The organism is Methylobacterium sp. C33D, from assembly GCF_053345825.1.
In genome coordinates this window covers 1-25,216 of record NZ_JBKFAV010000058.1, presented here as the reverse complement: position 1 = coordinate 25,216, position 25,216 = coordinate 1, and the positions used below count along the sequence as shown (strand labels likewise).

Below are 25,216 nucleotides of genomic sequence, written 5' to 3'. Positions count from 1 at the left end.
GCGGCGGGCGCCGTCTTCGCCGACGTGCCGAACCTGATCCTCACGCCGCACATCGCCGGGGTGACGCAGGAATCGAACGTGCGCGTCTCCGCCGTCACGGCCCGGGCCGTGCGCCGCCACCTCACGGAGCGCTGAGCCGATGCCGAACCTGACCCTCCCGGAGGCCGAGACCCTCGCCGCCGACGCCCTCGTCCGCTGCGGCACGGCCGAGGCCGCGGCCCGGAGCGTCGCCCGCGCTCTGGTCGGCGCCGAGGCGGACGGGCTCAAGGGCCACGGCCTGTCGCGGGTCGCGCCCTACGCGGCGCAGGTGCGCGCCGGGAAGGTCGTGGGCGACGCGGTGCCGCGGGCGACGCGCCCGCGGCCGGGCCTGCTCGCGGTCGACGCCGCCCACGGCTTCGCCTACCCGGCGATCGACCTCGCCCTGGAGACGCTGCCGGGCCTCGCGCGCCAGCAGGGCGTGGCGGCGGCGGGCATCCGCCGCTCGCACCATTGCGGCGCCGCGGGTCGACCGGTGGAGCGACTGGCCGAGCAGGGCTGCGTCGCGCTGCTCTTCGCCAACACGCCCGCCGCGATGGCGCCCTGGGGCGGGCGGCAGGCGGTGTTCGGCACCAACCCGCTGGCCTTCGCCTGCCCGCTGCCGGGCCGCGCGCCGATCGTGGTCGACCTCGCCCTGTCGAAGGTCGCCCGCGCCAACATCGTCGGGGCGGCCAAGCGCGGCGAGCCGATCCCCGAGGGCTGGGCCCTCGACGCGGCGGGACGGCCGACGACCGACGCGACGGCCGCCCTCGACGGCACCATGGTGCCGCTGGGCGACGCCAAGGGGACGGCGCTCGCCCTGATGGTCGAGCTGCTCGCCGCCGGGCTCGTCGGCGCGCGCTTCGCCGGCGAGGCCTCCTCGTTCCTCGACGCCGCGGGCGACCCGCCGGGAACCGGGCAGCTGATCCTCGCCCTCGACGCGGCGGCGCTCAGCCCGGACGCGCCGGAGCGCTTCGCGGCGCTGGCCGGCGCGATCGAGGGGCAGGACGGCGCCCGGCTCCCGGGCAGCCGCCGGCTCGGGCTCCGCCGCCGGGCCGCAGAGGCGGGCCTCGACCTGCCCGAAGCCCTCGTGGCCGAGATCCGGGCGCTGTGAGGCGTAACGCCTGTGCGGAGGGAGAACCCGTGATTGCTCCCGTCGGCAGGGCGACGTAAGCGAGAGGAGGGAGAGGTGCTGGACACAACCTTCGACGCTCTACCCACGGATGGGGCTCTGCGTCGTCACGCGATGGAACGGTCAGGCGAAGGGCAGGCAGGTTCGGGGCGCGCAGACTCGGGACGCGCCGGCGCGGTCGGCTTCCGCCCGCTCTACCGGCAGGTCTACGACACGCTGCTGAAGCGCCTGGCCGACGCGGTCTGGCAGCCCGGCCAGGTCCTGCCGAGCGAGGGGCAGCTCGCCGCCGAACTGGGCGTCAGCCAGGGGACGGTGCGCAAGGCCCTCGACGCGCTCACCGCCGACAGCCTGCTGGTGCGCCGCCAGGGCCGCGGGACCTTCGTGGCCGATCACGACGACAAGCAGAGCGTCTTCCGCTTCCTGAAGCTGCGGCCGGACGGCGACGGTACCGGCATGCCGACGAGCCGGGTCACGGGGATCGCGGAGGCGACCGCCAGCGCCGACGAGCGCGGGCGGCTCGACCTCGTGCGGTCCGCCCGCGTGGTCCGGATCGAGCGCGTGCGCGCCGTCGACGCCACGCTGTGCGTGGTCGAGACGATCAGCGTGCCAGCCGGCCTGTTCCCGGGCATCGCCCAGATCGAGCTGCCCAACACCCTCTACAGCCTCTACGCCACCCGCTACGGCATCACGATCGCCACCGCGAACGAGCGCCTCAAGGCCGTGGCGATCGGGCCCCGCGAGGCCGAGCTGCTCCAGGTGCCCGCCGGAACCCCGGCCCTCGAGATCGACCGCGTCGCCATCGACCTCGAGGAGCGGCCGGTCGAGTGGCGCCTCTCGACCTGCCTGACGCAGGACATCCACTATCTCTCGGTCCTTCGCTGACCGGGATCCCTCCCGACGCGCCGCCCCGCAGTCGAAGGCGGGGCGCGCCGAACCGGACCTCCGCTGCCACAGCCTGAACGGGGAGCACGCGATGACCGATCGCGGAAGACGGGACTTCATGCGACTGAGCGCCCTCGGCGCCCTCGCCGCGCTCGGAGGCGTGCCGCGCGCACGGGCGGCCGACACCGCGACGCTGCCCTTCGGCAACGGCGAGCGGCCGCTCGTCGCCTATCCGGGCAAGCGGCCGCTCCTGCAGATGACCGCGCGCCCGCCGCAGCTGGAGACGCCATTCGCGGTCTTCGATGGGGGCGCGATCACGCCGAACGACGCGTTCTTCGTCCGCTACCACCTCGCCGACATCCCGACCGAGATCGACCCGCAGGCCTTCCGCGTCGCCGTGACCGGGCAGGTCGAGCGCCCGCTCTCCCTGTCGCTCGCCGACCTCAAGGCGATGCCCCAGACCGAGATCGTCGCGGTCAACCAGTGCTCGGGCAATTCCCGCGGCTTCTTCGCGCCGCGCATCGCCGGCGGCCAGCTCGCCAACGGCGCCATGGGCTGCGCCCGCTGGACCGGCGTGCCGCTCAAGACGGTGCTCGACCGGGCCGGCGTGAAGGCCGGCGCCGTGCAGGTCGCCTTCAACGGCCTCGACGGGCCGGTCCTGCCCGAGACGCCGGACTTCGCCAAGGCGCTGACCCTCGACCACGCCCGGGACGGCGCGGTGATGCTCGCCTGGGGCATGAACGGGCAGGACCTGCCCTGGCTCAACGGCTTCCCGCTCCGCCTCGTGGTGCCGGGCTACTACGGCACCTACTGGGTCAAGCACCTCGACAGCATCGCCGTCCTCGATCAGCCCTTCGAGGGCTTCTGGATGAAGACGGCCTACCGCATCCCCGACAACGCCTGCGCCTGCACCGAGCCCGGCCAGGCGCCGGACAGGACCGTGCCGATCGGCCGCCTCAACGTCCGCTCCTTCCTGACGAACCTGACCGACGGCGCGCCGGTGAAGGCCGGTCCGGTCGGCCTGCGCGGCATCGCGTTCGACGGCGGCTCGGGCATCCGGGAGGTCGCGGTCTCGGCCGACGACGGCGCCACCTGGACTCGGGCCGCGCTCGGCCAGGATCTCGGCCCCTACGCCTTCCGCACCTGGACCGCGGAGGTCGATCTCGCGCCGGGCGCCCACGCCCTGCGCGTGCGGGCCACGGGCAACGACGGCGCGACCCAGCCGATGGAGCCGCGCTGGAACCCCGCCGGCTACATGCGCAACGTCGTCGAGACGACCCGCGTGCGCGCGGCCTAGAGGGAGGATCGGCATGTTCAGCACCCGCCCACTCCGCGCGCCGGTCGTCGCGATCGCCGCCGCGCTGGCCGCGACACCCGCGCTGGCCGCGCCCGAGACCTACGCGCTGCCGGAACCGACGGCGCAGTTCCGGCCGGCCCCGGATGCCGCGCACGCGGCCGGCTTCCAGGCCGCGCAGGAGAACTGCCTGACCTGCCACTCGGCCGACTACGTCGCCATGCAGCCATCGAAGAAGGGGCAGGCCTTCTGGGACGCCGAGGTCGCCAAGATGATCAAGGTCTACCGGGCGCCGATCACGGAGGAGCAGGCCCGGGCCATCGCCGGCTATCTCGGCGCGGCCTACTGAGCGCCGAGACCGGGCAGGAGGCCCCGCGATGACCGTCAGAACCGCCGTGCCGGACCGGTCCGGGGCCGCGCCGACCGGCTCGCGGCGGGCCTCCGCCTGGGCCGGAGCGGCCGGCACGCTGATCCCGGGCCTGCTCCTGTGCCTGGGTATCACCGCGGTGGCGCAGGCGCTGCAGGCCGGCGAGGAACACCTGACCGGCCATCCCTACGTCGAGGCGCTGGTGCTGGCCATCCTGCTGGGGACGGCCGTCCGGACCGCCTGGGTGCCGGGCGCGCGCTACAAGGCCGGGATCGCCTTCTCGGCCAAGCAGATGCTGGAAGTGGCCGTCACGCTGCTCGGCGCCGCGGTGAGCCTCGGGGCCATCGTCGCCTCCGGCCCGGCGCTGCTGGCCGGCATCGTCGGGGCGGTGGCGCTGACCATCCTGGCGAGCTGCGCCCTCTGCCGCGCCCTCGGACTGCCGGTGCGCATGGCGCTGCTGATCGCCTGCGGCAACGCCATCTGCGGCAACTCGGCGATCGCGGCCGTGGCCCCGGTGATCGGGGCGGACAGCCGGGACGTGGCGGCGGCCATCGCCTTCACGGCCGTGCTGGGCGTGCTGATGGTCCTGGGCCTGCCGCTGTTCGTGCCGCTCGTCGGCTTCAGCGAGCACCAGTACGGGGTGCTGGCGGGGCTGACCGTCTACGCGGTGCCGCAGGTGCTGGCGGCGACCGTGCCGGTGGGCCCGCTCGCCACGCAGGTGGGCACGCTGGTCAAGCTGGTCCGGGTGCTGATGCTCGGGCCGGTGGTGCTGGCCCTCTCGCTCCTCGCCCCGCGCCTGCCGGCGGCGGGGGGAAGCGCCCCGGGGGGCGCCCGGCGCCGGCCCGGCTTCTTCAAGCTGGTGCCGTGGTTCATCCTCGGCTTCCTGGCCCTGGCGAGCCTGCGCTCCCTCGGGCTGATCCCGGACGGCTGGGTCGGGCCGATCTCCCGGCTCGCCGGCTTCCTCACGATCGTGTCGATGGCCGCGCTCGGCCTCGGGGTGGACGTGCGCGTGCTGGCCCAGGTCGGCGGCCGGGTCACGATGGCGGTCACCGCCTCGCTCCTCGTGCTGCTGGTCATCGCCGTCCTGCTGATCCGCGGGCTCGGGCTCGGCTGAGCCGGTCGCCGGCGACGGCGCCCGACGGGACTCTTACATGCGCCGGACTGGCCGGCACGGCATCGATAGTCCGCTCCGCTGCCGGCCGCGATCACGAAATCTTCGCAGAAACAATATAAATATTCGCTACAGAGACATGCTCAAGCCGCGCCGTTAACCATGACCCTCAATATCTTCGAAATTCGAGCCCGCTAATCTCCAGAGATAGTCCTGGATTGAACCCTCCGAATGATGACCGCCGCGACGAAAGCGAAGTAGCGAGACGCCGCGTTGGGATTGTACTCCAAACTGCGGGCCGCACTCGCTGAGGATGCCCTTCTCGCGCGCGACGTGAAGCGTTCGCTCGTCGACGGGCTGTATCAACCCTTCGCGTCTCTCGCGGTGGGCGCGGCGTCCGGCACCATCGTCGCCACGGCCGCGGCGTTCTGGTCCGACGACCGGGCGATCACCTTGACCGCCGTCGCGGTCGGCTTGATCGGGCTCACCCGCATCGTGCTCGCTCGAATCTACCTGAGCAAGGGGCCGAGCAAGCACGACCGTTACCGGACCTGGGAGACATATTTCTCCCTCGGCGCGTTCGCCTACGCCGCCTCGCTCGGCATCCTGTCGTTCCTCATCACGACCCGGTCGTCCAACCTCGCGCTCCAGGTCATCACCCCCACGTTCACGATCGGTTACGCCGCGGGCATCTCGGGCCGCAATGCGGGCCGCCCGCTGCTGGCCATCGCCCAGGTCCTCCTGTCGGCGATGCCGCTGTCGGCGGGTCTGCTGATGTCCGGCGACGGCGAGCGGGCCTCGCTCGGCATCCTCTCGCTCCTGTTCGCCTACGGCATGATCGACATCACGCTCAGCACGCGCGAGATCATCGTGTCGGCCCTGGTCACGACCCGGGACAAGGAGGCGCTCGCCGAGAAATTCCAGGCCCAGGCCAATCTGTTCGACATCGCGCTCCGCAACATGTCGCACGGGCTGTGCATGTTCGACGCCCGCGGCCGCCTTCAGGTCTGGAACGACCAGTTCCTCTCGATATCGGGCATCCCCGCGAACCGGATCCATACCAATTCCACGGCCAGATCCCTGTACGAGCTGAGCCGTGCCGTCATCGATGAGAGACGTGCGGGGCGCGGCTCGACACGCTCGACGTTCTCGGCGGCGTCGAACGCGCTGCGGTCGGGGAACCTGATCCTGCTCCTCCCCGACGATCGCGTGGTCTCCCTGATGCAGCGGCGAACCGCCGAGAAGGGCTACGTCATCATCTTCGAGGACATCACCGAGCGGCGTCGCAACGAGGCCCGCATCCAGCAGATGGCGAGTTACGACGATCTCACCGGCCTGCTGAATCGCAGCAGCTTCAAGGCCAAGGTCTCCCAGGCGCTGAAGGCCAGCGCCAGCGGCCAGGGGGATTTCGCGGTCCATCTGCTCGATCTCGACCATTTCAAGGTCATCAACGACACGTTGGGGCACCCGGCCGGGGACAGGTTGCTGCAGATGGTCGCCGACCGGCTGCGCGGGATCGGGGCGCTGTCCGGATCGGTCGCCCGCCTCGGCGGCGACGAGTTCGTCATCGTCCAGCAATCCGTCACGTCGCCGGCCGTCGCGGAGGATCTGGCGCAGCGCGTCCTCCGGGAACTGGAGCGGCCTTTCGACATCGACGGCAATCAGGTGACGGTCGGCGCCTCCATCGGCATCGCGATCGCCCCGGTCCACGCCAACGACGAAGACAGACTCCTGAAATGCGCCGACATAGCCCTCTACGCCATCAAGGGGGCCGGCCGGAGCGGGTTCAAGATCTTCCAGCACGAGATGGAAGCGGCCACGCGCGCGCGGCACGCCCTCGAGTCGGATCTCCGGGCCGCCCTGACCAACGGGGAACTGGAGCTTCACTATCAGCCGATCGTCGACGCGAGCAGCGGGGCGATCGTGAGCTGCGAGGCGCTGCTCCGGTGGCACCACCCCGTATCCGGCTACATCCCGCCCTCGGACTTCATCCCGGTGGCCGAGGATTCGGGGCTGATCGTCCAGCTGGGCAACTGGGTCTTGAACGAAGCGTGTCGCGAGGCTCGGAAGTGGCCGTCGACCGTGAGCGTCGCGGTCAACATGTCGCCGCGCCAGTTCGGCGATCCGCAGCTGGCCTTCCACGTCATCGGCGCGCTGAGCCGCTCCGGCCTGCCGGCGCATCGCCTGGAACTCGAGATCACGGAGAGCGTGACGCTGGGCGCGACGCACAAGATCGTCGAGACCATCAACAGGCTCCGCCAGCTCGGGATCCGCCTGTCGATCGACGACTTCGGAACCGGCTACTCGTCCCTGAGCTCCCTGAGGAACTTCGCCTTCGACAAGTTGAAGATCGACCGGTCGTTCGTGTGGGATCTGGACAGGAAGTCCGAATCGACCGCGATCATCCGGGCGATCGTCGGCATGGGACGGAGCATCGGGATGGCCATCGTCGTCGAGGGCGTCGAGACCGACACGCAACTCGCCATCCTCCGGGCAGAGGGCTGCGATCTGATCCAGGGCTACGTGTTCAGTCGTCCGGTCCCCGCCCCCCAGATCCGGACCATGCTGGCGGCCGCGGAGCCCCTGGCGAAGCTAGCGAGCTGACGGTGACAGGTCTTGTGCGGGGAGCGCGCGGGACTGGGCGGCCTGGGCTCTTCCCCTGAGCTTGTCCTGAGCCAGAACGAACCGCTCCATGATGTTCAGATCCCGGTCCGTGAGGTTCATCGCGGCGGCCGCCCAGACCGCGACGATCCTTCTCAATTCCTCCAACGATATGCGATTGACCTCGCGGGCGGCCTGATAGATCGCCTGCTGCCCGTTGCGGCGGCGATGGTTGCCGGCGATGTAGGCGCGCACGGCCGCCTCGCCCTGGCCACGCTCGGCGAGGATGTGAACGATCCCCAGGGCGTGCATCTCTTCCGCGGTGTAGGTTCGCCCCTCGAGGATCATCTCCTGAGCCTTGATGGTGCCCAGCCGCCGGGCGAGGAAGCTGTACGCTCCCATACCGGGGAAGAGCCCGAACAGGATCTCCGGAAAACCGAACTTGGTGCCCTTCTCGGCGATGATCACGTCGAACGAGAGCAGCCCCTCGAAGCCGCCGCCCAGCGCGTCGCCCTGTACCAGGCCGATCGTGATGATCGGCAGGTTCAGCGCGTTCATGTTGCGGTGAAGGACGTCGACGCACGCGTTGCCGTAACCGACCAGCGCGGCCTCGTCACCCGCGCGGATCCTGGTCGCGAACAGGTTCAGGTCACCGCCGAGACTGAACACGCCGGGAAAGCGTGACCCGAAGACGAAATAGTTCAGGTCAGGGCCGCCGTTGCCGAAGCCCCGCTCGATGTCATCCTGCAGCCGGCTGAAGTCGGCCAGCATCTCGGGATTCTGGCATGGGCGTCCGTGCGGGCGCATGAAGGCCCACAGCGTATTGATGCCGGCCTCGAAATTGACTTCGATCTGAGCGAGTTCGGAGAGGGTGGGCGCTACGGGTGATACCGCCTGAGCGATCCGCGTCCCGCTCGGTCGCCGCGTGGCCGGCGGCCGCCGGCGCAGCGGCACGGGGCCGGGATATGGCACCAAATCCTTGGCGAGACCTGTAATAGACGCCATATCATTTGGACCCGTTAAGTGGTCCTTAACCGTATCGCAGCCGGCACGGCGGGGCCAGCGCGCCGGCGCGGCCCTCCTCAGATAATTAAACTTTGGTTAATTCCGGGCTCATTAGCCGTTTTTGCTTGCAAGCTGAGGCTATCGGCCGGGGACGGCCCGTCGATGCCGACGCGATGGAGCGGCTCGGCCCGTGCCGAGGCGCCCCGGGGCAGATCCTGGCAGGTCCTGGCAGGTCCGGAGCCGCCCCGGTTCCGCGGCGCCGACCGACCGGAGGCGCCGGCGCTACAGCGACAGGTCGAGCAGCCGCCCTTCGAACAGGCGGTCCCGCGAGCCCCGTATATGCGCGGCCATCGTGCCGCGCGCGGCCTCCGCCTCGCCATCCCGGAGCGCGCGGAAGATGGCCTCGTGCTCGTCGAACACCCCACGCAGGCCGGAATTCGGCCCGAGCAGAGAGAGGCCGTGGATCTTCATGCCGACGGCGATGTGCGAGCGCAGCGCCTGGAGCGAGGCGGCGTAATAGTGGTTGTTGGACGCCTCCGCGATCGCGTGATGGAACGCGAAGTCGGCATCCTCCCGGTGCTGCTCCTGGCGCGTCGCCGTCGCGAGCAGGACGAGGGCGTTCTCGATGGCCCGGAGCGCCGGGCCGTTCCGCCGCAGGGCGGCGTGGAAGGCCGCGTCGGGCTCGATGGTCAGGCGGAACTCGTAGCAGCGCTGGATGTCGGCGATGCTCTCGACGGGGGCGAAGCCGAGCTTCTGCTTCGCCTCGGCCGCCCGGACGAAGCTTCCCGCGCCGCGACGGGACAGGATCGTGCCCTCGCGTCTCAGACGCTCGAGGGCGGAGCGGACGACGGGGCGCGAGACCCCGAACTGTCCCGCCAGGTCGTGCTCGCTCGGCAGGCGGTCGTTCGGCCGGTACGTGCCGTCCGCGATCCCGCCGACGATCGACCGGTAGACCGCGTCCACCAGGCTCGTCGGCCGAGGCATCGGCGCCTCCGGCGCCGGGGCTAAGGGTGCTGTCACTGTCTGACCGTTCCGGCGCGGCCACGGGGCCGGCTGTCGTTTCGAGGGAGCGGCAGCCTGCCACATCGCGGCGCCGCAGTCACCCGACTTGTAAGAACATGTAGGACCAGCCTCGATCCCAGCGCCCGTCGGTAACCGCCGTCCCCATCGCAGCGGCGCGGCCCGGACCAGCGCCCGGGAGCTGTCGCAGATCCGGCAGCCGCTTCCCCTTGGCCATCCCGGAACGGCCACGTATCGGCTTGTCAACTTTACAACAAGTTGGTCGCCGGAGCCGCGCTCCGCGCCAGGGGAGGGCGCCCCGCGTGATGCTCTGGGCTTCGTCGATCGCCTGGTTGCCGTCGTCGGCGCGCGCGGGACTGGATCCACCGCGGGGACGTTTGCGCTCCGACGCGACGGGGACGGGTCGGCGAGACAGCCTCCGGCACCCAGCCGTCGGCAGACGCTTCAGCGGCGACCCGATGCAGGTCCGGTATCCGGCCGATCGCGCGGGACAAGTGCCCGCCAAGCTCATCGGCAAGACCGACGGTCTATCGTCTCCGTCTCCGGTGGTTGCGCTATAGAATTTCGATTGACCGTCAGTTGTACATGATTAGCCGTTCGTTATAAATTTTCGTGTTTAGCGGGGGCATGAGCCGAGCGCGCGCCGACGACGAGAGCGACGGACGTCCGACCCTGTCTCTGTGGGTGACGGCCGCGTCCCTCTATTTCTGTACGGCGGCTTCGACACTGTGCCTGGTCAGCAGCGGGCGCGACATCGCGGCCATCTGGCCGGCGAATGCCATCCTGGTCGCTCTGCTGCTCTGCAACGACAGATCGCGATCGGCCACGGTGCTGAGTGCCGGACTGGCCGCGAACGTCGCGGCCAATGTCCTGGCGCGCGGGACGTTGGTCGGCCCCCTCCTGTACAGTGTCGCGAACCTCGCCGAGGTGACGTTGGCGGTCCATCTCCTGCGGAAAACCTACGCGCGGGACGCCCTGCTGCAATCCACCGGATCCGCCCTGCGGTTCCTGGCCATCGCGGGGTTGCTGGCACCGGCCGCGAGCGGGGTCTTGGGAAGCGCGACGGCGTATCTCGTCTTCGGCGAGCCCCCGCTGAGGGCTTTCGGCACCTGGGTCGCGAGCGATGGCCTGGGCCTCATCGTCTTCACGCCCTTCCTGCTGTCGCTGTTCCGGGGCGATTACGCGACCGCGCTCGCGAAGAAGCGCTGGCGGGAACGGCTCGAAGCGGTCGCCTTGCTCGCCCTCGCAGGGTCGGTCGCGTACGCGACCTTCTTCTGCACGAGCCGCCCCCTACTGTTCCTGATCTTCCCTCCCCTCATCCTGATCGCCTTCCGGCTGGGTCGCCTCGGCGTCACCGCGGCCGTGATGGTCGTGGCCGTCATCGGCGGCCTCGCCACGATCTACGGCCGCGGGCCGATGGTCCTGATCGCGGCCGACGCCGTCACGCAGGCGCAGGCGTTCCAGGTGTTCCTGGCCTTCATCCTGCTGACCTGCCTGCCCGTCGCCGCGGAGGTCTCCGCGCGGGCGCGGCTCACGGCCGCGCTGGCCGCGCACGATCGAGAGATGACGAGGAGCGCCTTCACGGACTCCCTGACAGGGCTGCTCAACCGGGCGGGTTTCGAGCACGAGATCGCGACCATCCTGCCCGTCCGGGCCCTGCCGCCGGCCAGCCTGATCGCGATCGACGTGGATCACTTCAAGCAGATCAACGATCACTGGGGGCATCAGGCGGGCGATCGCGCGCTCAGGACCCTCGGATCGCTGCTCGCGTCCCAGATCCGCCCGGGGGACCTGGTCGCGCGTCTCGGCGGCGACGAGTTCGTGATCCTTCTCCGCGGGAGTGATCTGGAGCGCGCGCGGGCGGTGTGCGAGCGGATCCGCGCCGGCGCCCGCGGCTTGCCGGACTCGACCGGTGCCGGATCCGAAGCGCCGCTCAGCGTGAGCATGGGCCTGGCCGTCGCGCGCGTCGGTGAGGGCTACGAGCAGCTGGCTCAGCGGGCCGATCGAGCGCTGTACGAGGCGAAGGACGCCGGTCGCAACGCCCTGAGATGGGCAGCCTGACCTCGAGACCGACCCGGCGAGCTGCCGCGGGGCAGCACCGGCTGAGCGCGCGTCGGACCGCCCGGCGACGCCGCTCCGGCCGGACCGGCACAGGCGCACGGGCGGCGCCGGCCACCTCCCCCGCGCTCCCGCGGTGCCGGCAGCGACCGGCCCAGGCATCGCGCGCCACGGTCACGGGACCGGCGTCTCCTGGATCGGCCGCCTGCATCGTCCGATCGTCGACGCGCGGATCGCGATCGGGATGCCGATCGCGATCCGGAGCCGAGGGAGAGCGGACGCCGTCCGGAGGCCGGTTCAGGCCGGGAACGCGCGCGGCCGGTGCGCCCCGGGAAGACCCCGTCCGGGAAACCGACAGGCCTCCGCCGACCCGGGGGCGGTCTCCCGGATCCCGCCCCCCTCAACGCGCGGGATTCTCGGCACCGTCCGGCCCCGGGGGCGCGCGCCACGGGAGCGGGTCGAACGAGCGGCGGAGCGCCTCGAGGAACCGCTCCGTCCGGGCCGCGCGCGACCGCCGCTCCGAGCCGAGCAGGGCGACGACCGGCGCCGCCGGCAAGGCGTAGCCGTCGAGCAGGCGCGTCAGCCGCCCGGCGCGCAGGTCGTCGGCGACATCCCATTCCGAGCGGACGATCACGCCGAGGCCGGCGAGGGCCCAGCCCCGCACCACGTCGCCGTCGTTGCTGACCAAGCCCGCGTCCACCCTGACGCGCGCCTCGGCGCCGTCCGCCGCGCGGAAGCGCCAGAGCGTCACGTCCTCGTCGTTCTCGCGCAGGGCGATGCAGGTGTGGTCCAGCAGGTCGGCCGGCCCACGCGGGGCCGGGTGCCGGGCGAGGTAGGCGGGCGCCGCGCAGACGATCCGGTCGTTCGGCGCGAGGGCGCGCACGGTCAGGCTCGGGGTCGCCTCCCGGATCTCACCGACGTGGATCGCGAGGTCCCAGGTCTCGGACGGGATGCGGCCCAGGCGGTCCGAGAGCAGCAGGTCGATCCGCACGCCCGGATGCCGGATCCGGAACGCCGTCACGACCGGGGCCACGTGGCGCCGTCCGAAGCCGAGCGGGGCGACGACGCGCAGATGTCCGGTCACCGCGCCGACGCGCTCGGCCAGGGCGTCGGCGAGATCGTCGAAGGCGCCGAGGAGGTCGCGGCCGCGCTCGGCCAGCAGCTCCCCCTCGTCGGTCAGCGTGAGGCCGCGGCCGGACCGGTCGACCAGATGGACCCGCAGCCGCGTCTCGAGGCTGCGCAGCCTCTGCGTCACGGCGGGCGGGGACACGTTCAGGCTGCGCGCCGCGGCGGCCAGGGACGGGCTGGCCGCCACCGCGGCGAAGAACCGGAGATCGTCGGTGTTGAGCATTAAGGCTGACCTTAATCCAGAATGCCGAACAGATTAATGGCGTCCGCCGGCCCGGCGTGATCTGTCACCCGTCTACGAGACAGGGAGAGGCGGACATGCCGGACACCGGAGCGGGGACGCGGTCGCCGTCGGCGGAGACCGACGGGGCGTCGGGGCCCCTTCAGACACCGTGCCTGCTCCTGGACGAGGCGCGGCTGCGCGCGAACCTCGCGGGGATGCGGGCGCACTTGGACCGGCTGGGCGTCGCCTTCCGGCCGCACCTGAAGACGGCGAAGTCGATCGACGTCGCCCGTCTGGCGATGACCGGTCCGGCCGGCCCGGCGATGGTCTCGACCCTGCGCGAGGCCGAGTACTTCGCCGAGGGCGGGGTGCGGGACATGATCTACGGCGTCGGCATCGCCCCGCAGAAGCTCGACCGCGTCGGCGCGATCCGGCGGCGCTGGGGCGCGGACCTCGCCGTGGTGCTCGACTCGATCGAGCAGGCGGACGCGGTCGCCGCCTGGGCCGCGCGGACCGGCGACCGTCTGCCGGTCCTGATCGAGGTCGACGCCGACGGGCATCGCTCCGGCGTGAAGCCGGCCGACGCGGCGCTGCTGGAGGCGATCGGGCGCGCGCTCGGCGCGGCGGCGGACCTGCGCGGCGTGCTGCTCCATGCCGGCGACAGCTACGGGCTCAGCGATCCCGAGGATCTCGCCGCGGCCGCGGAGAACGAGCGCGCGGCGGCGGTGACGGCGGCCACCATCCTGCGCGAGGCGGGCCTCCCGTGCCCGGTGGTCAGCGTCGGCTCGACCCCGACAGCGCGCTACGCCCGGACTCTCGCCGGTATCACCGAGGTCCGCGCCGGCGTGTTCATGTTCGGCGACCTGTTCCAGGCCGGCGTCGGCTCCGTCGCGGTCGACGACATCGCGGTGAGCGTGCTCGCCACCGTGATCGGGTACCGCCGCGACAAGGGCTGGATCATCACCGATGCCGGCTGGATGGCGCTGTCGCGCGACCGGGGCACGGCCCGGCAGGCGGTCGATCAGGGCTACGGCGTGGTCTGCGACCGCGCCGGCCGGCCCTACACGGACCTGATCGTCGCCGACGCCAACCAGGAGCACGGCATCCTGGCCCTGCGCCCGGGCTCCCGCGCCGCCCTCCCCGACCTGGCCATCGGCGACCCGGTGCGCATCCTGCCGAACCACGCCTGCGCGACGGGCGCCCAGTACGACCGCTATCACGTCCTCGACGCCGACGGCCGGGTCACCGCCGTCTGGCCGCGCATCAATGGCTGGTAGGCGGTGCCGGCCGTGACGTGACGGATCGGCGCCTCTCGACGGCCCGGCGGCGGCGAACGCGGCGGGCGCCAGCCCGGCCGCCGTCCGGCGCGTGACCGCCGCCCGATATCGAAGGAGAAGCCCACCATGACGTCCCATCGGTTCGACGCCGTCCTGTTCGATCTCCTGACGGCCCTGCTCGACAGCTGGTCCCTGTGGGACTCGGTCGCCGGCAGCGCGGAGGCCGGCCGCCGGTGGCGGGCCGAGTACCTGCGGATCACCTACCGGACGGGGGCGTACCGGCCCTACGCGGATCTCGTGGCCGAAGCCGCCGAGGCGGTGGGCATGCCGCGCCGCCTCGCGGCGGAGCTCGAGGACCGCTACGGCGAACTCCGGCCCTGGCCCGGTGTGACCGAGACCCTGCGGGCACTCGCGGCGCGCCCCGTGCGGCTCGGCGTCGTGACCAACTGCTCCGAACGTCTCGGGCGCATCGCCGCCGATTGCGTGGGCGTCGAGTTCGACGCGATCGTGACGGCGGAGCGCGCCGGGTTCTACAAGCCGGATCCGCGTCCCTACCGGCTGGGATTGCAGGCGCTCGAGGTCGAGCCGGCGCGCTGCCTGTTCGTCGCGGGCTCGGCCTTCGACCTCGTGGGGACGGCGCGGGTGGGGCTGGCGACCTACTGGCACGACCGCGTGGGCATGGCGGCCCCGGACGGCGCGGCGCCCCCGCTGGCGCACGCGACCACCCTGGATCCGCTGCGCGCCTGGTTCGATCCGAGCGCGCGCTGACATCGACGGTCCCCGGGGGCGGCGGGAGCGGTCCCGGGGCGGGCGGCGGGCACGGATCGAGCGGGGCCTGCCGGGCGCGAGCTTTGCCTTTCGGCCGCTGCCCGGTCCATGAAGCCGTCCATGATCCGCCTCATCCCCAGCCTGCCCGCGGCCTACGTCATCGCGCGGGTGGTGTGGCCCCTGCCGGCGCCGCTCGCGCTCAGGCTCGGCCTCGCCGCGCTCCTCCTGATCGCCTCCCAGTACCACCTGTGGAGCCGCCTCTCCTCCGGGTCGGTCTTCGCGCCGGAATTCCCGCGGCCGGTCGTGATCCTGTTCAACTGGGCGTTCGGCGCGATCGCGCTGGTGGCGGTGATGCAGCTCGCCCTCGACCTCGTCGCGCTGATCGCCCTGGCGCTGCCCGGAGGCGGCTGGGCGATCCCGACCGCTTGGCGCGTCGCGCCGGCCGCGGCGGCCGCGTGCCTCTCGGCCGTGGCCGTGTCGCAGGCCGCGCGCGTGCCGCCGCTGAAGGACGTCCCGGTCGCGATCGCGGACCTGCCCCCCGGATTCGACGGCTACACGATCCTGCACCTGACCGACCTGCATATCAGCCGCCTGTTCCCGGCCGCCTGGGCGCGGACCGTCGTTTCGCGCGCCAACGCCCTCCAGGCCGACCTGATCGTGGTGACCGGCGACTTCATCGACGGGTCGCTGGAGGCCCGGCGGGCCGACGTCGGGCCGTTGCGGGACCTGCGCGCGCGCGACGGGGTCTGGGCCGTGCCCGGCAACCACGAGTACTTCTTCGACCACGACGCCTGGATGCGCCACCTCGCGGGCCTGGGCATCCGCGTCCTCGCCAACGCCCACACGACCCTCAGGCGCGGGGGCGGCGCGCTGGTGCTGGCCGGCGTCACCGACCGCTCCGCGCCCGCCACGGGGCATCCGGGCCCCGACCTCGGCGCTGCCCTGGCGGGCGCACCGGCGGGCGCGCCGATCGTTCTGCTCGACCACCAGCCGGCGAACGCCGCCCGGGCCGCGGCGCGCGGGGTGGCGCTCCAGCTCTCCGGCCATACCCACGGCGGCATGATCCGCGGCCTCGACCGTCTGGTGGCGCGCGGCAATGCCGGGTTCGTCTCGGGGGCGTACCGGGTCGGGGCGATGCAGCTCTATGTCGGCAACGGCACCGGTCTCTGGCCCGGCTTCGCCCTCCGGCTGGGGCGTCCGTCGGAGCTCACGCGGATCACCCTGCGGACCGCCGCCTGACGCGGCGCGATCGCTTCGTCGCCCTCGGTGCGACCCGGCCGAGACCGGCATCGCTGTCGAATCGTGCCGTGCGGGAGGGGTGCGAGCAGAATCGTGACCGGAGCCGCTCGGGAGCCGCTGGGACCTCGGCTCCCGCTGCGCGGACGCCAGGCTACCGCCCCGCCCGAAGTCTCCGGCGATCCACCGGAAAGAACTCGGGCAGCTTCGTCATCGCGGCAGACCACGACATCCCGATCGCGACGCGGAGCGTCATCCGGGGTTGACGGAATTCGACAGATTGGACAGGTTCCAGTGACTAACCTGTGTTGCAGTCAGGGCGCCGATGTCCACTGATCTCCCCCAGGGTAGAGTCACGTTCCGCGGCCGCGGTCTGGCCTTCGCGCACGGCGCCAAGCTCGTGCTGAAGATCTGCCCTCTCTGCTCGCAGTGGAACGCGCCGCGGGCGGCCGACCTCGGGCAATGTGGCTGGTGCGCCTACACTCCGTCCGGTCGCGACGTCGAACCCGCGCCGAGCCGCCACGACACCGAGGTGATCTCGTAGACGCTACCGAGGCACCGAACGGGATGCCGCCCGTCGCGGCCACGCGGATGCGGCACGACCCGGCCGGTCCCGACGATCGGGGGCTGCGTGGAGAGATCCGCACCGCCGACACACCCCGCACCGCTCAGCTGTACTGAAGCTCGGCCCTGACCCGGGAGAGCTTGCGCAGGATCCGACGGATGTGCTCGCGGAGCATGAGGGTCTCGTCCGTCGGTGTCCCATCCGGAACCGCGGCCGACACATCCAAGACACTTACGGCCCGGTACCGCATCCGCTCCTCCGCCCAACAGGATAGCGTGTCCTAGCAGCGACCCCCAACTAAAGCATCCATCATTTGATCGATTCCGCGCGCCCGACGCGAGCAAGTTTACGTAGATCGCTCAATTGACGCCTCAATGGGGTCGAGCAATAGAGTTTCCGCGCCATTCGATGCACCGGATCGCTGCCGGCACGCAATAATCCCGGCCCCTCTCAGCTTCGACCGCTCGGTCCGGTGGCGGACGCTGGCCGGCTTTATTGAGCGCGCGGCGCGGGCCGGAAGACGTTCTCCGCACCACGCGCTCGGCGGCGCCGACGATAGGGTGACCTGAGGCGTGTTCATCGCGCCTCGGCGCCCAGGTGACGCGCCGACGTCCCGGGCGCGGCCAGATCGGCATCGACCGTCCCGGCACGGATCGTTCAGGACTTCTGCGTCCGGGCGGTCACCGCGATCGGCAGCGCGGCCGCGTCCGGAGACTTCGCCCGCGCTAGCAATCCGCGGCCCGGCGCCCGATCTCGCTGTCGAGATAGACGGACCAATCCGACAAGGTCGTGAGCTGCGAGCCGAACATCTTGCTGACCTGATAGAAGCCGAGGGCGCGGTAACTCTCGAACTGGCTCTCCGAGAACCATTGGTTGGCCGTGCTCTCGTGCGGGAAGGTCGGGCTGGTCGCGCCGTAGGCGCGGACTTCGGCGGGGATGTCGTCCAGGAAGCTCGGCTTGATGTAGATCAGCGATGCCGCGTCGCGGGCGCCCGGGTACGAGATCGTACCGCGCGCGTAGCCCAGCGCACCGACGCGCTTGCCCTCGCGCTCGATCGCCGAGCGGGAGAGAATGCGCATCTCGCCCATCTGGACCTTCGCCAGCCCATCGACCTCGGCCTTCCGGATCACGTTGCCGAGGTCGAAGAAGGTGCAGTGCTCGTCCTGGCCCGCGTCGATCACCACGATGCGCGCGCAGCGCCGCCGCAGCATCTCGTAGACGCCGAGATTGTCGAAATGGCCGCCATCCGAGAGGTAGATCGCCTGCCGGACATCGGTGCTGCGGCCGCCCAGTTCGCTCAGGAGCGCGAGCACCGAGTTCGCCGGCTTGGCGAGCTTCAGGTCGTCCCGGCGCGCCACCGCGGGGTTGGGCAGCCAGGCGCCGAGCCGGACGTTGAACAAGGTCATCAGGAACGCGATCAGGCGCGACGAGTGATAGCCCCAGTTCGGGCTGACCGCGGCGCCTGAGATCGTCAGCAGACCGCCCAGCAGCGGTCCTCGACCCGCGCTGACACGATCGCCGCGCGTCTCCATCCCCGCATACTGGGACGTGCGGATGTAGGCCCCGCGCGGGCCGCCGGTGCTGGGCTCGTCGCGCGCCCTGTCGGCGCGGTCGAGGATCGCCGATCCGCAGGCGAAGGGTGTCGCGGTGAACGAGGCGGCCTTCCGCTCCGCCCACTCGGTGTGGATGAGATCCGTCAGGTTGAGCGTCATGTTGACGACGGGCAGCAGCCGCTTCTCCGTCCCGAGTTCGGCGATGCGCGGGCTGTCCTCCTCGTCGAAGTCGGTGAAGGGATCGGCGTCGCGCCGCGTCCGCGCCGAGCCGAGGAACCCCCGGGTCAGGCGGTTGCGGTAGACCCCGTGCATGGAGAAGCGGTTGACGTTGACCCGGCCGAACAGCCAGACGGCCCCGGCCAGGACCGCCGCCACCGCGACATCCAGGATCACGATCATGCCGTAGGGGTTGATGCCGCAGACGGAGCCGGCTTCCGCGCCGCCCAGCGCCCAGCGCGGCAGCAGGCAGTTGCCCCACAGGTCGTACGCCGAGCCGAGGAGGCGGCCGAGCCACCAGCCCATCAGCGCGAACAGGGTGATCCCGAAGACCGCGGCCATCGCGCTGAGGCCCATCATCACGAGGTCGTCCATCCGCCCCTTGGCGGCCAGGGACTGCGCGCGGACGAAGACCTGCTTGCCCAGGAAGGCGGCGGCCGGGCCGGTGGCGAGGGCGGCGAGCGCGCCGAACAGGGCGGGGATCTGCGCGTCGTCGCGGCCGAGGGCGTTGGCGGACAGGACGAGGCAGCACAGGCACAGCCCCGTCCAGCCCATCGCGGCCAGCAGAAGCTGTCCGTCGACCCGCGCGACCCACTCGCGGTCGAGGTCGGCGCACTCGGCGCTCTTCCGGAACCCGATGAAGATGACGCTCTGGAGCAGGTGGATGACGATCAGCGCCGGCGGGGCCGCGTAGGTCAGGGTCTGCGAGACATTCGCATCTCCAGCGTCGAAGCTGGCAGCCCCGCCGACCAGCCAGTCGATGGCCGCGCCGGCGCAGAGACTGATCAGAGCGGCCGAGACGAGGCTGCTGGCGAGCCAGGGGCCGACATTCCGCTCGTACAGCCAGAGGCCGGGATGGCCCTTCCAGGTCTGCCAGATCAGGCCGCTGAGATAGGCCGCGACCTGCACGGCGAAGTAGGCGAGGCCCAGGCGGCACAGGGACAGGCCCGAGACCGGCAGCGGCTGCTCGAACAGCGCGCGGAGCGTGAACGGCAGCGCGAGGGCCCAGACGCAGGTCGGCGCGATGATCCAGGCCGCGATCCGCGCCGGGGACGCGTACGCCGTGACGTCGCCCGTCCGCGGCCGATGGCTCGGCAGGTGGATGCAGGCGCTGAACGTCGCGACGAACAGCGCGGCGCTGCCGAGCACCAGGGGCAGCCACAGCGTGCTGCCGCTCGCCGCCTCGAGCGCCGTCCTGTAGGCGAGCAGCGTGAGGGGAACGAACAGCAGCAGCGGGAAGATGATCAACCAGTTGAGGATCGTGTTCCGGATGTAGAGAACGATGCCGGCCCACGTGTCCGACGACAGGATCCCGACTTCCGGTGTCAGGTAGTTCGTGTAGCGCCGCAGCTTGGCGAAGATCTCGTTGCCCGAGCCGCCGAGCTGGCGCTCGGCCTCGGCGACGCTGCCGCACTGCCGTATGAATGTCTGCAGCCAGCCGCCGGCGAAGCCGCCCCCCGATACCGTCGACAGGTAGTGGAACTCGCCGAGCATCCGCCGGCTGGCCAGCGCCTGCAGGGCGCCGAGGCAGAAGGTGGCGCTGCGGATCCCGCCGCCGGACAGGCACAGGGCGGCGAGCCGGGCCTGGTCGGCCCGCGCCTGCCAGGGCACGGGATCGCCGGCCTGCGGCGGCCCGCAGAAATGATCCATCTCCTCCTCGAGCGCCTGCTCGGTGTCGAGGAACCACGCGTCCCGGCCCGTCGTCACCGCGGGCAGATGATGCGGTGGGGTATCGGCCTGGATACCCGCGAGACTGGCGCTCATCGCTCCTCCTGTCGCCCCGGTGCCGGACCGTGCGGTTCAGCGGCCGCGATACGGGAACGACCGCGCCGCGGCCGGTCCGACGATTGACCGCCCGAACATTTTTCCGCCGGAGATCGGAACAAAACACGATAAAATTTTACAGTTTCAGTAACGGAGATATAGATCTTATCGCCAAGAGCCGCCATGAAAGCGGCTCATCTGGATCAGACCTGCGGCCGATCAGGGCCGCAGCGCAAGGGACGGCTGAAATTACCGACTCTCTGAGCCTCACAGAAAAACTGTATTCGAACATCCTCCATTTGAAGGACGCGCGGGCGGGGTTGGACGTTTATTGAACTCGGCGAGACGCTTCGCGAAGGCAGGGTTCCCGCCATGTCCCAGGTGCGATCGTGACCCGCTCCCAGTCCGCCCGCCGGTCCGCCCGCGTCCTCGCGCTCACCGCGATCATCCTGGTCCCGGCACAGGCCGGATTGCGCGCCGCCGACCAGGGGCTGGGCGACAGGCCGGGCGACGGGCCGCACTTCCTCGATCAATCCTGGACGCCGCAGGAACGCGCGTGGTTCTACCGGGCGAGCCAGGGCTCGCAGATCATGCCGTATGCCTGGTTCATGTCCCTGGAGCGTCCGGACGACGACGGGCTCTTCGTCGCGGACGGGCTCGCGCGCTTCGGCTACCTGCCGAACCCGTATGACGGGACGCGCGGATCGAACCGCAGCGGGCTTCCGATCGGCTTCGTGAAGGATGTCGACGATCGCGGCGAATGGATCGGCATGACCTGCGCCGCCTGCCACGTGAACCGGGTCGACCTGCGCGGCCGATCGATCCTGATCGATGGCGGTCCGGCCGATGCCGACATGTTCGCCTTCATCGAGGAACTCGGCCGCGCCCTCGCGCGGACGCGCGACGACGCGGCGCGCTTCGACCGCTTCGCCCGCCGCGTCATCCCGGCGGAACTGTCGGCGCCGGGGGCGGGCCCGTCCGAGGCCGACCGCCGCCGCCTGCGGGCGAGCCTGACGCGGTTGGCCGAGGACTTCACCCGCTACGTCGCGTCGAGCCGGACCGCGGTGCCCTGGGGCCCGGCGCGCCTGGACGCCTTCGGGATGATCTTCAACCGGGCGACCGGCATCGATCTGGGCGACCCGCACAACATCGCCCCGCCCGACGCGCCCGTCAGCTACCCGTTCCTGTGGGACACGTCGTGGCACGACCGGGTGCAGTGGAACGGCTCGGCCGCGAACGGGCTCGCCGTCGAGCGGCTGGGCCGGAATGTCGGCGAGGTGCTCGGGGTCTTCGCCCGCGCCGACATCCGGGAGCCGACCCTGCCGCCGCTCTGGTTCGAGACCTCGGCGGACCGGGTCAACCTCCTGCGGATCGAGACCCAGCTGGGCGCCCTCACGGCGCCGGCCTGGCCCGACCGCATCGCGCCGCGCACGGAGGCGCAGGCCCGGGACGCCGCGGCCGGCAAGGTCCACTACGACCGGTACTGCCTGTCCTGCCACGCGCTCGCCCCGACCGGCGCGAACCGCGCGCTGACGGTGACCCTGACGCCGCTGGCGGAGATCGGGACCGACCCGAGGATGGCGACGAACGCCGTGTCCCGGCGCGCGCGGACCGGGATCCTCGAAGGGGTCCGGATGCCGTTCCTGGCGACGACGCCGCCGCTGGCCGCCGAGACGCGCAGCCTCGAACTCGTGGCCACGCTCGTCGCCGGCGCGATCCTGGCGCCGCTCGACCGCGGACCGGACCCGTCGGGCGTCGGGGCGGACCGGGCCGTGATCCTCGAGCGACTGCTCAAGCGCGGCACCGCCGCCCTCGAAGCCCGCAACGCGATGCTCGACGATGTCTCGACCGCCGGCGGCAAGGGCCTCGTCGCCGCGCTGGTCGGTGCGCGGAGGGACCGCGACCTGCTGGTCTACAAGGCGCGCCCCCTGAACGGGATCTGGGCGACGGGCCCGTACCTGCACAACGGCTCGGTGCCGAACCTGTACGAGCTTCTGCTGCCGTCCGGCCGGCGATCCCGGACGTTCCGCGTCGGCAGCCGCGAGCTGGACGAGGAGCGGATCGGCTTCCGGTCCGACGTCGGGCCGTTCCTGTTCGACACCGCGCTGCCGGGCAATGCCAATACCGGCCACGAGGGGCCGGCCTACGGCACAGAGCAGCTCGACGACGCGCAGCGCCGGCAGCTCCTGGAGTATCTGAGAACCCTCTAGACGCGCGGGTCCCGCGCTAACGATTCCCACGTTATCAGTATTGATTTGTCGTTCGATTGCATCCGTAATGGAACGACCGTTTTCGGCCCATATCCGACTGACCGGACGGTTGGAGATCTGACACCAGTCAAGATACGCACTCACCGGGGAGCGTGGCCATGCAGGATCTCGAGACGTATTCGGTTCTGGTGGGGTCGATCTACGACCGCGTCGGCCAGCCGGAGGAGTGGTCGGCGCTCCTGGAAGACCTGACCGACTTCGTCGGCGGGCGGGTCGGCCAGCTCGCCGTGTTCAGCCTCGACGGCAACCGCAAGCCGCTCTGGGCGGTGTCCGGCTTCGAGCGGGCGCGCTACCGCGAATTCCTCTACCGGCACGCCACCGAGGATCCGCGCCTCCCCTACATCCTGTCGAATCAGGGCAAGGTCATCCGCGCCGAGGAGGGGGTCGACGCGGTGCAGTTCCGCGAGTCGGCCCTGTTCAAGGAGGTCGTCCAGCCCTTCGAGATCGAGCACAGCCTCGTCACCTACTTCGCCAAGGAAGCCGACGTCATGGCGACGCTCGCGGCGATGCGCGGCGAGGACGGCGGCCCGTTCCGGTCCGACGAGGTCCGGCGCCTGGCGATGCTCGTCCCGCACCTGCGCCGGGCCTTCGAGCTGTACGCGCTGATGCGGCAGGCCTCCGAGCGCACGTCCGATCTCGCCTCCGCCCTGGACCTGCTCGACGCCGCCGTGATCCTCACCGATTCCGACCTGCGCGTCGCGCACGCCAACCGCGCGGCCGAAGCGCTCGCCCGGTCCCGCACCGGCCTGTCCTTCGTGAAGGGCAGCCTCGTCCTCAAGGACAGCCAGACCGGGCGGCGGATCGCCCGCGCCGCCGGCGAGGCGCTCGCGGCCGCGAGCGGCGACGTGGCGATCACGCAGGCCGACCACATCACGGTGACCTGCGGCGAGAGCGGCGTGCCCTACCGCGTCTCGTTGCACCCGCTGTCGAAGCGGCCGGCGGGCAGCGGCTCGAAGGTGCGGGCCGAGCTGGCGATCGTGATCCGGACCGGGACCCAGAAGGCCCAGGAGAGCAACGCCGCGCGGCTGCAGACGCTGTTCGGGCTGACCGTCGCCGAGTCGATCCTGGCCAACGCGGTCGCTTCGGGGCGGTCCCTCGACGCCTACGCCCAGGACCGCGGCATCGCGATCTCGACCGCCCGCACCCAGCTGCGCGCCCTGTTCGCCAAGACCGAGACGCACCGGCAGGGCGAGCTCGTGGCGCGACTGCGCGAGGGGCTGGACATCTCGCTCAACTGACCACCGGGCGCCGGGCCGGACCGCCCGCGCCGCGAAGATCCCTGGACGATCCTTGAAAGATCCTTGGAGGTCGTGCATGCGCGCCGCCGCTCCCGAGACGCCCTGCCTCGCCTTCCTGGAGGCCCTGCCGGTGGCGGAGCGCTGGCAGCGCGCCCGGGACTGGATCGCCCGCGCGCCGCGGCCCTTCTTCGCGCAGCTGCGCGCGCGGCGGACCGCCCTGGATTGCGGCGCGGCCATCCTGGTCGCCGGACGCGCGGAGGTCGAGGAGATCCTGTCCCTGCCGCAGGTCTTCTCCGTCGCGCTCTACAAGCCCAAGATGGGCGACTTCATGCTGGCGCTGGACGGCACGGAGGTGAATTACCGCGACAAGGCGGTCATGCGCGCCGTGCTGTCCTGGCGCGACCTCCCGGCGATCCGCGATCAGGCAGGTGCCGTCACCGACGCGGCCCTCGACGCGGGCCTCGACGCGGGCAGCGGGACCATCGACGTCGTGGCGTCGCTGTCGCGCCTCGTGCCGCTGCGGATCGTGCAGCGCGTCTTCGGGTTCACGGCCCCGGATGCCGACCTCCTGCGCTGGTCGTACGCGAACCAGTTCGACCAGTTCAACAACCTCCCCTTCGACGAGCGCCCGGATGCCGAGGCGATCCACGCGGCGGCGGATCGGGCACGTCAGGAGATGCGGGCGGCCTTCGCCATGATCATCCCGGCGCGCGTCGCGGCGATCGAGGCCGGCGCCGATCTGCCCGACGATGTCCTCACCCGGCTGCTCCGGCTGCAACTGCCGGCGGCGACCGGCTTCGGCATGGACCGCGTCGTCATCAACGTCGGCGGCCTGCTGATCGGGGCCATCGAGACCACGTCCGAGGCCGTGGTGCGCGCCCTGGCCGAGCTCCTCGGCCGGCCGGAGGTTCTCGCGGCCGCGCGCGCGGCCGCCCGGACCGGACCCGCCGCCTTCGACGGCTACGTGTGGGAGGCGCTGCGCTTCGCGCCGATCGTCGCCTTCATGTTCCGCCAGGCGGAGACCGACCACGTGCTCGGCCGGGGCAGCCCGGCCGAGAGCCGGATCGCCAAGGGCCGGATCGTCCTGCCCCTCAGCCTGTCGGCGATGTTCGACGCGACCGGCGTGCCCGAGCCGGACCGCTTCGACCCGACCCGCCCGGATCAGACCTATCTCCATTTCGGCCGGGGCCATCACGAGTGCCTCGGCCGCTACGTGGCGGGCGCGATGATCCCGGAGATCGTTCGCCGCATCCTGCTCCGCGACGCCGTGCGGGCCGAGGGCGCGGTCGAGGACGGGGGCACGCCGTTCCCGACCGCGTTCCGGATCTCCTACGCCGGACGGCCGGCCGGCGCCGCCGCGCCCGGCTAGCCCGGCGCGCGGACAGGACGCCGCCGACACCGCGCGCCCGATCGGTCCGTCGGGCGCCCCTTCCGCGCGCGCCCGCGCGTCGGATCCGGGGCGTCGCGCGCAGACCCGCCCGCGCGGCGCCCGG

Annotated in this window: 18 protein-coding genes and 1 pseudogene; 15 read left to right on the top strand and 4 right to left on the bottom strand. The window is 71.6% G+C overall.

Annotated elements, in window-relative coordinates:
* From ACLBXO_RS29385 to ACLBXO_RS29355, 7 genes and pseudogenes are all read left to right on the top strand, one after another.
* Window positions 1-135, top strand: a pseudogene (locus ACLBXO_RS29385) (3-phosphoglycerate dehydrogenase); the annotation flags it as partial.
* A 4-nt stretch (window positions 136-139) separates the two neighbouring features.
* A complete protein-coding gene (locus ACLBXO_RS29380; protein ID WP_447687619.1) occupies window positions 140-1,129 on the top strand; it encodes an Ldh family oxidoreductase in 990 nt (329 codons plus the stop codon).
* Window positions 1,130-1,261: 132 nt separating this feature from the next.
* Window positions 1,262-2,029, top strand: a complete 768-nt coding sequence (locus ACLBXO_RS29375) for a GntR family transcriptional regulator (protein WP_331316039.1) — start codon at window positions 1,262-1,264, stop codon at window positions 2,027-2,029.
* Between the two features lie 91 nt (window positions 2,030-2,120).
* Window positions 2,121-3,326 carry a SorA family sulfite dehydrogenase catalytic subunit gene (gene sorA / locus ACLBXO_RS29370; RefSeq protein ID WP_447687618.1) on the top strand — a complete coding sequence of 402 codons (1,206 nt, stop codon included), beginning with the start codon at window positions 2,121-2,123 and terminating at the stop codon, window positions 3,324-3,326.
* 13 nt (window positions 3,327-3,339) lie between these two features.
* Window positions 3,340-3,672 (top strand): SorB family sulfite dehydrogenase c-type cytochrome subunit, encoded by a 333-nt coding sequence (gene sorB, locus ACLBXO_RS29365; protein ID WP_447687617.1) that lies wholly within the window; start codon window positions 3,340-3,342, stop codon window positions 3,670-3,672.
* A gap of 28 nt (window positions 3,673-3,700) precedes the next feature.
* Window positions 3,701-4,804, top strand: coding sequence for a YeiH family protein (locus ACLBXO_RS29360; RefSeq protein ID WP_447687616.1), 1,104 nt, complete (start codon window positions 3,701-3,703; stop codon window positions 4,802-4,804).
* Between the two features lie 330 nt (window positions 4,805-5,134).
* Window positions 5,135-7,405, top strand: a complete 2,271-nt coding sequence (locus tag ACLBXO_RS29355) for a putative bifunctional diguanylate cyclase/phosphodiesterase (RefSeq protein WP_447687615.1) — start codon at window positions 5,135-5,137, stop codon at window positions 7,403-7,405.
* Here ACLBXO_RS29355 and ACLBXO_RS29350 read toward each other — a convergent pair.
* Both ACLBXO_RS29350 and ACLBXO_RS29345 read right to left on the bottom strand, forming a co-directional pair.
* Window positions 7,394-8,407: a crotonase/enoyl-CoA hydratase family protein gene (locus tag ACLBXO_RS29350; protein WP_447687614.1), complete on the bottom strand. Its 1,014-nt coding sequence runs from the start codon at window positions 8,405-8,407 to the stop codon at window positions 7,394-7,396. The two genes, ACLBXO_RS29355 and ACLBXO_RS29350, sit on opposite strands and share 12 nt — an antisense overlap.
* Before the next feature lie 282 nt (window positions 8,408-8,689).
* Window positions 8,690-9,391, bottom strand: coding sequence for a FadR/GntR family transcriptional regulator (locus ACLBXO_RS29345; RefSeq protein ID WP_447687613.1), 702 nt, complete (start codon window positions 9,389-9,391; stop codon window positions 8,690-8,692).
* 663 nt (window positions 9,392-10,054) lie between these two features.
* On the opposite strand from ACLBXO_RS29345, the gene ACLBXO_RS29340 reads away from it, so the two are divergent.
* A complete protein-coding gene (locus ACLBXO_RS29340) occupies window positions 10,055-11,488 on the top strand; it encodes a diguanylate cyclase domain-containing protein (protein ID WP_447687612.1) in 1,434 nt (477 codons plus the stop codon).
* A gap of 397 nt (window positions 11,489-11,885) precedes the next feature.
* Here the strand turns inward: ACLBXO_RS29340 and ACLBXO_RS29335 are convergent, their stop codons facing one another.
* On the bottom strand, window positions 11,886-12,836 hold the full coding sequence (locus ACLBXO_RS29335) for a LysR family transcriptional regulator (RefSeq protein ID WP_447687611.1): 951 nt from the start codon (window positions 12,834-12,836) through the stop codon (window positions 11,886-11,888).
* Window positions 12,837-12,931: 95 nt separating this feature from the next.
* Between ACLBXO_RS29335 and ACLBXO_RS29330 the strand changes: the two genes are divergently transcribed.
* The 4 genes from ACLBXO_RS29330 (at window position 12,932) to ACLBXO_RS29315 (ending at window position 16,661) form a co-directional block, all read left to right on the top strand.
* Entirely contained in the window at window positions 12,932-14,113 is a 1,182-nt protein-coding gene (locus tag ACLBXO_RS29330; RefSeq protein WP_447687610.1) for an alanine racemase, read from the top strand.
* A gap of 126 nt (window positions 14,114-14,239) precedes the next feature.
* Window positions 14,240-14,881: an HAD-IA family hydrolase gene (locus tag ACLBXO_RS29325; RefSeq protein WP_447687609.1), complete on the top strand. Its 642-nt coding sequence runs from the start codon at window positions 14,240-14,242 to the stop codon at window positions 14,879-14,881.
* Between the two features lie 120 nt (window positions 14,882-15,001).
* The gene (locus ACLBXO_RS29320) at window positions 15,002-16,120 is read left to right on the top strand and encodes a metallophosphoesterase (RefSeq protein ID WP_447687608.1); all 1,119 of its coding nucleotides are present in this window, start codon (window positions 15,002-15,004) and stop codon (window positions 16,118-16,120) included.
* 322 nt (window positions 16,121-16,442) lie between these two features.
* A complete protein-coding gene (locus tag ACLBXO_RS29315) occupies window positions 16,443-16,661 on the top strand; it encodes a hypothetical protein (RefSeq protein WP_447687607.1) in 219 nt (72 codons plus the stop codon).
* A gap of 746 nt (window positions 16,662-17,407) precedes the next feature.
* Here the strand turns inward: ACLBXO_RS29315 and ACLBXO_RS29310 are convergent.
* A complete protein-coding gene (locus ACLBXO_RS29310; protein WP_447687606.1) occupies window positions 17,408-20,215 on the bottom strand; it encodes a hypothetical protein in 2,808 nt (935 codons plus the stop codon).
* Between the two features lie 389 nt (window positions 20,216-20,604).
* Between ACLBXO_RS29310 and ACLBXO_RS29305 the strand changes: the two genes are divergently transcribed.
* The 3 genes from ACLBXO_RS29305 (at window position 20,605) to ACLBXO_RS29295 (ending at window position 25,092) form a co-directional block, all read left to right on the top strand.
* A complete protein-coding gene (locus ACLBXO_RS29305; protein WP_447687605.1) occupies window positions 20,605-22,425 on the top strand; it encodes a di-heme-cytochrome C peroxidase in 1,821 nt (606 codons plus the stop codon).
* Window positions 22,426-22,583: 158 nt separating this feature from the next.
* Window positions 22,584-23,723 carry a helix-turn-helix transcriptional regulator gene (locus tag ACLBXO_RS29300; protein WP_331318981.1) on the top strand — a complete coding sequence of 380 codons (1,140 nt, stop codon included), beginning with the start codon at window positions 22,584-22,586 and terminating at the stop codon, window positions 23,721-23,723.
* A gap of 76 nt (window positions 23,724-23,799) precedes the next feature.
* Window positions 23,800-25,092 carry a cytochrome P450 gene (locus ACLBXO_RS29295; protein ID WP_447687604.1) on the top strand — a complete coding sequence of 431 codons (1,293 nt, stop codon included), beginning with the start codon at window positions 23,800-23,802 and terminating at the stop codon, window positions 25,090-25,092.
* Window positions 25,093-25,216 lie beyond the last annotated feature (124 nt).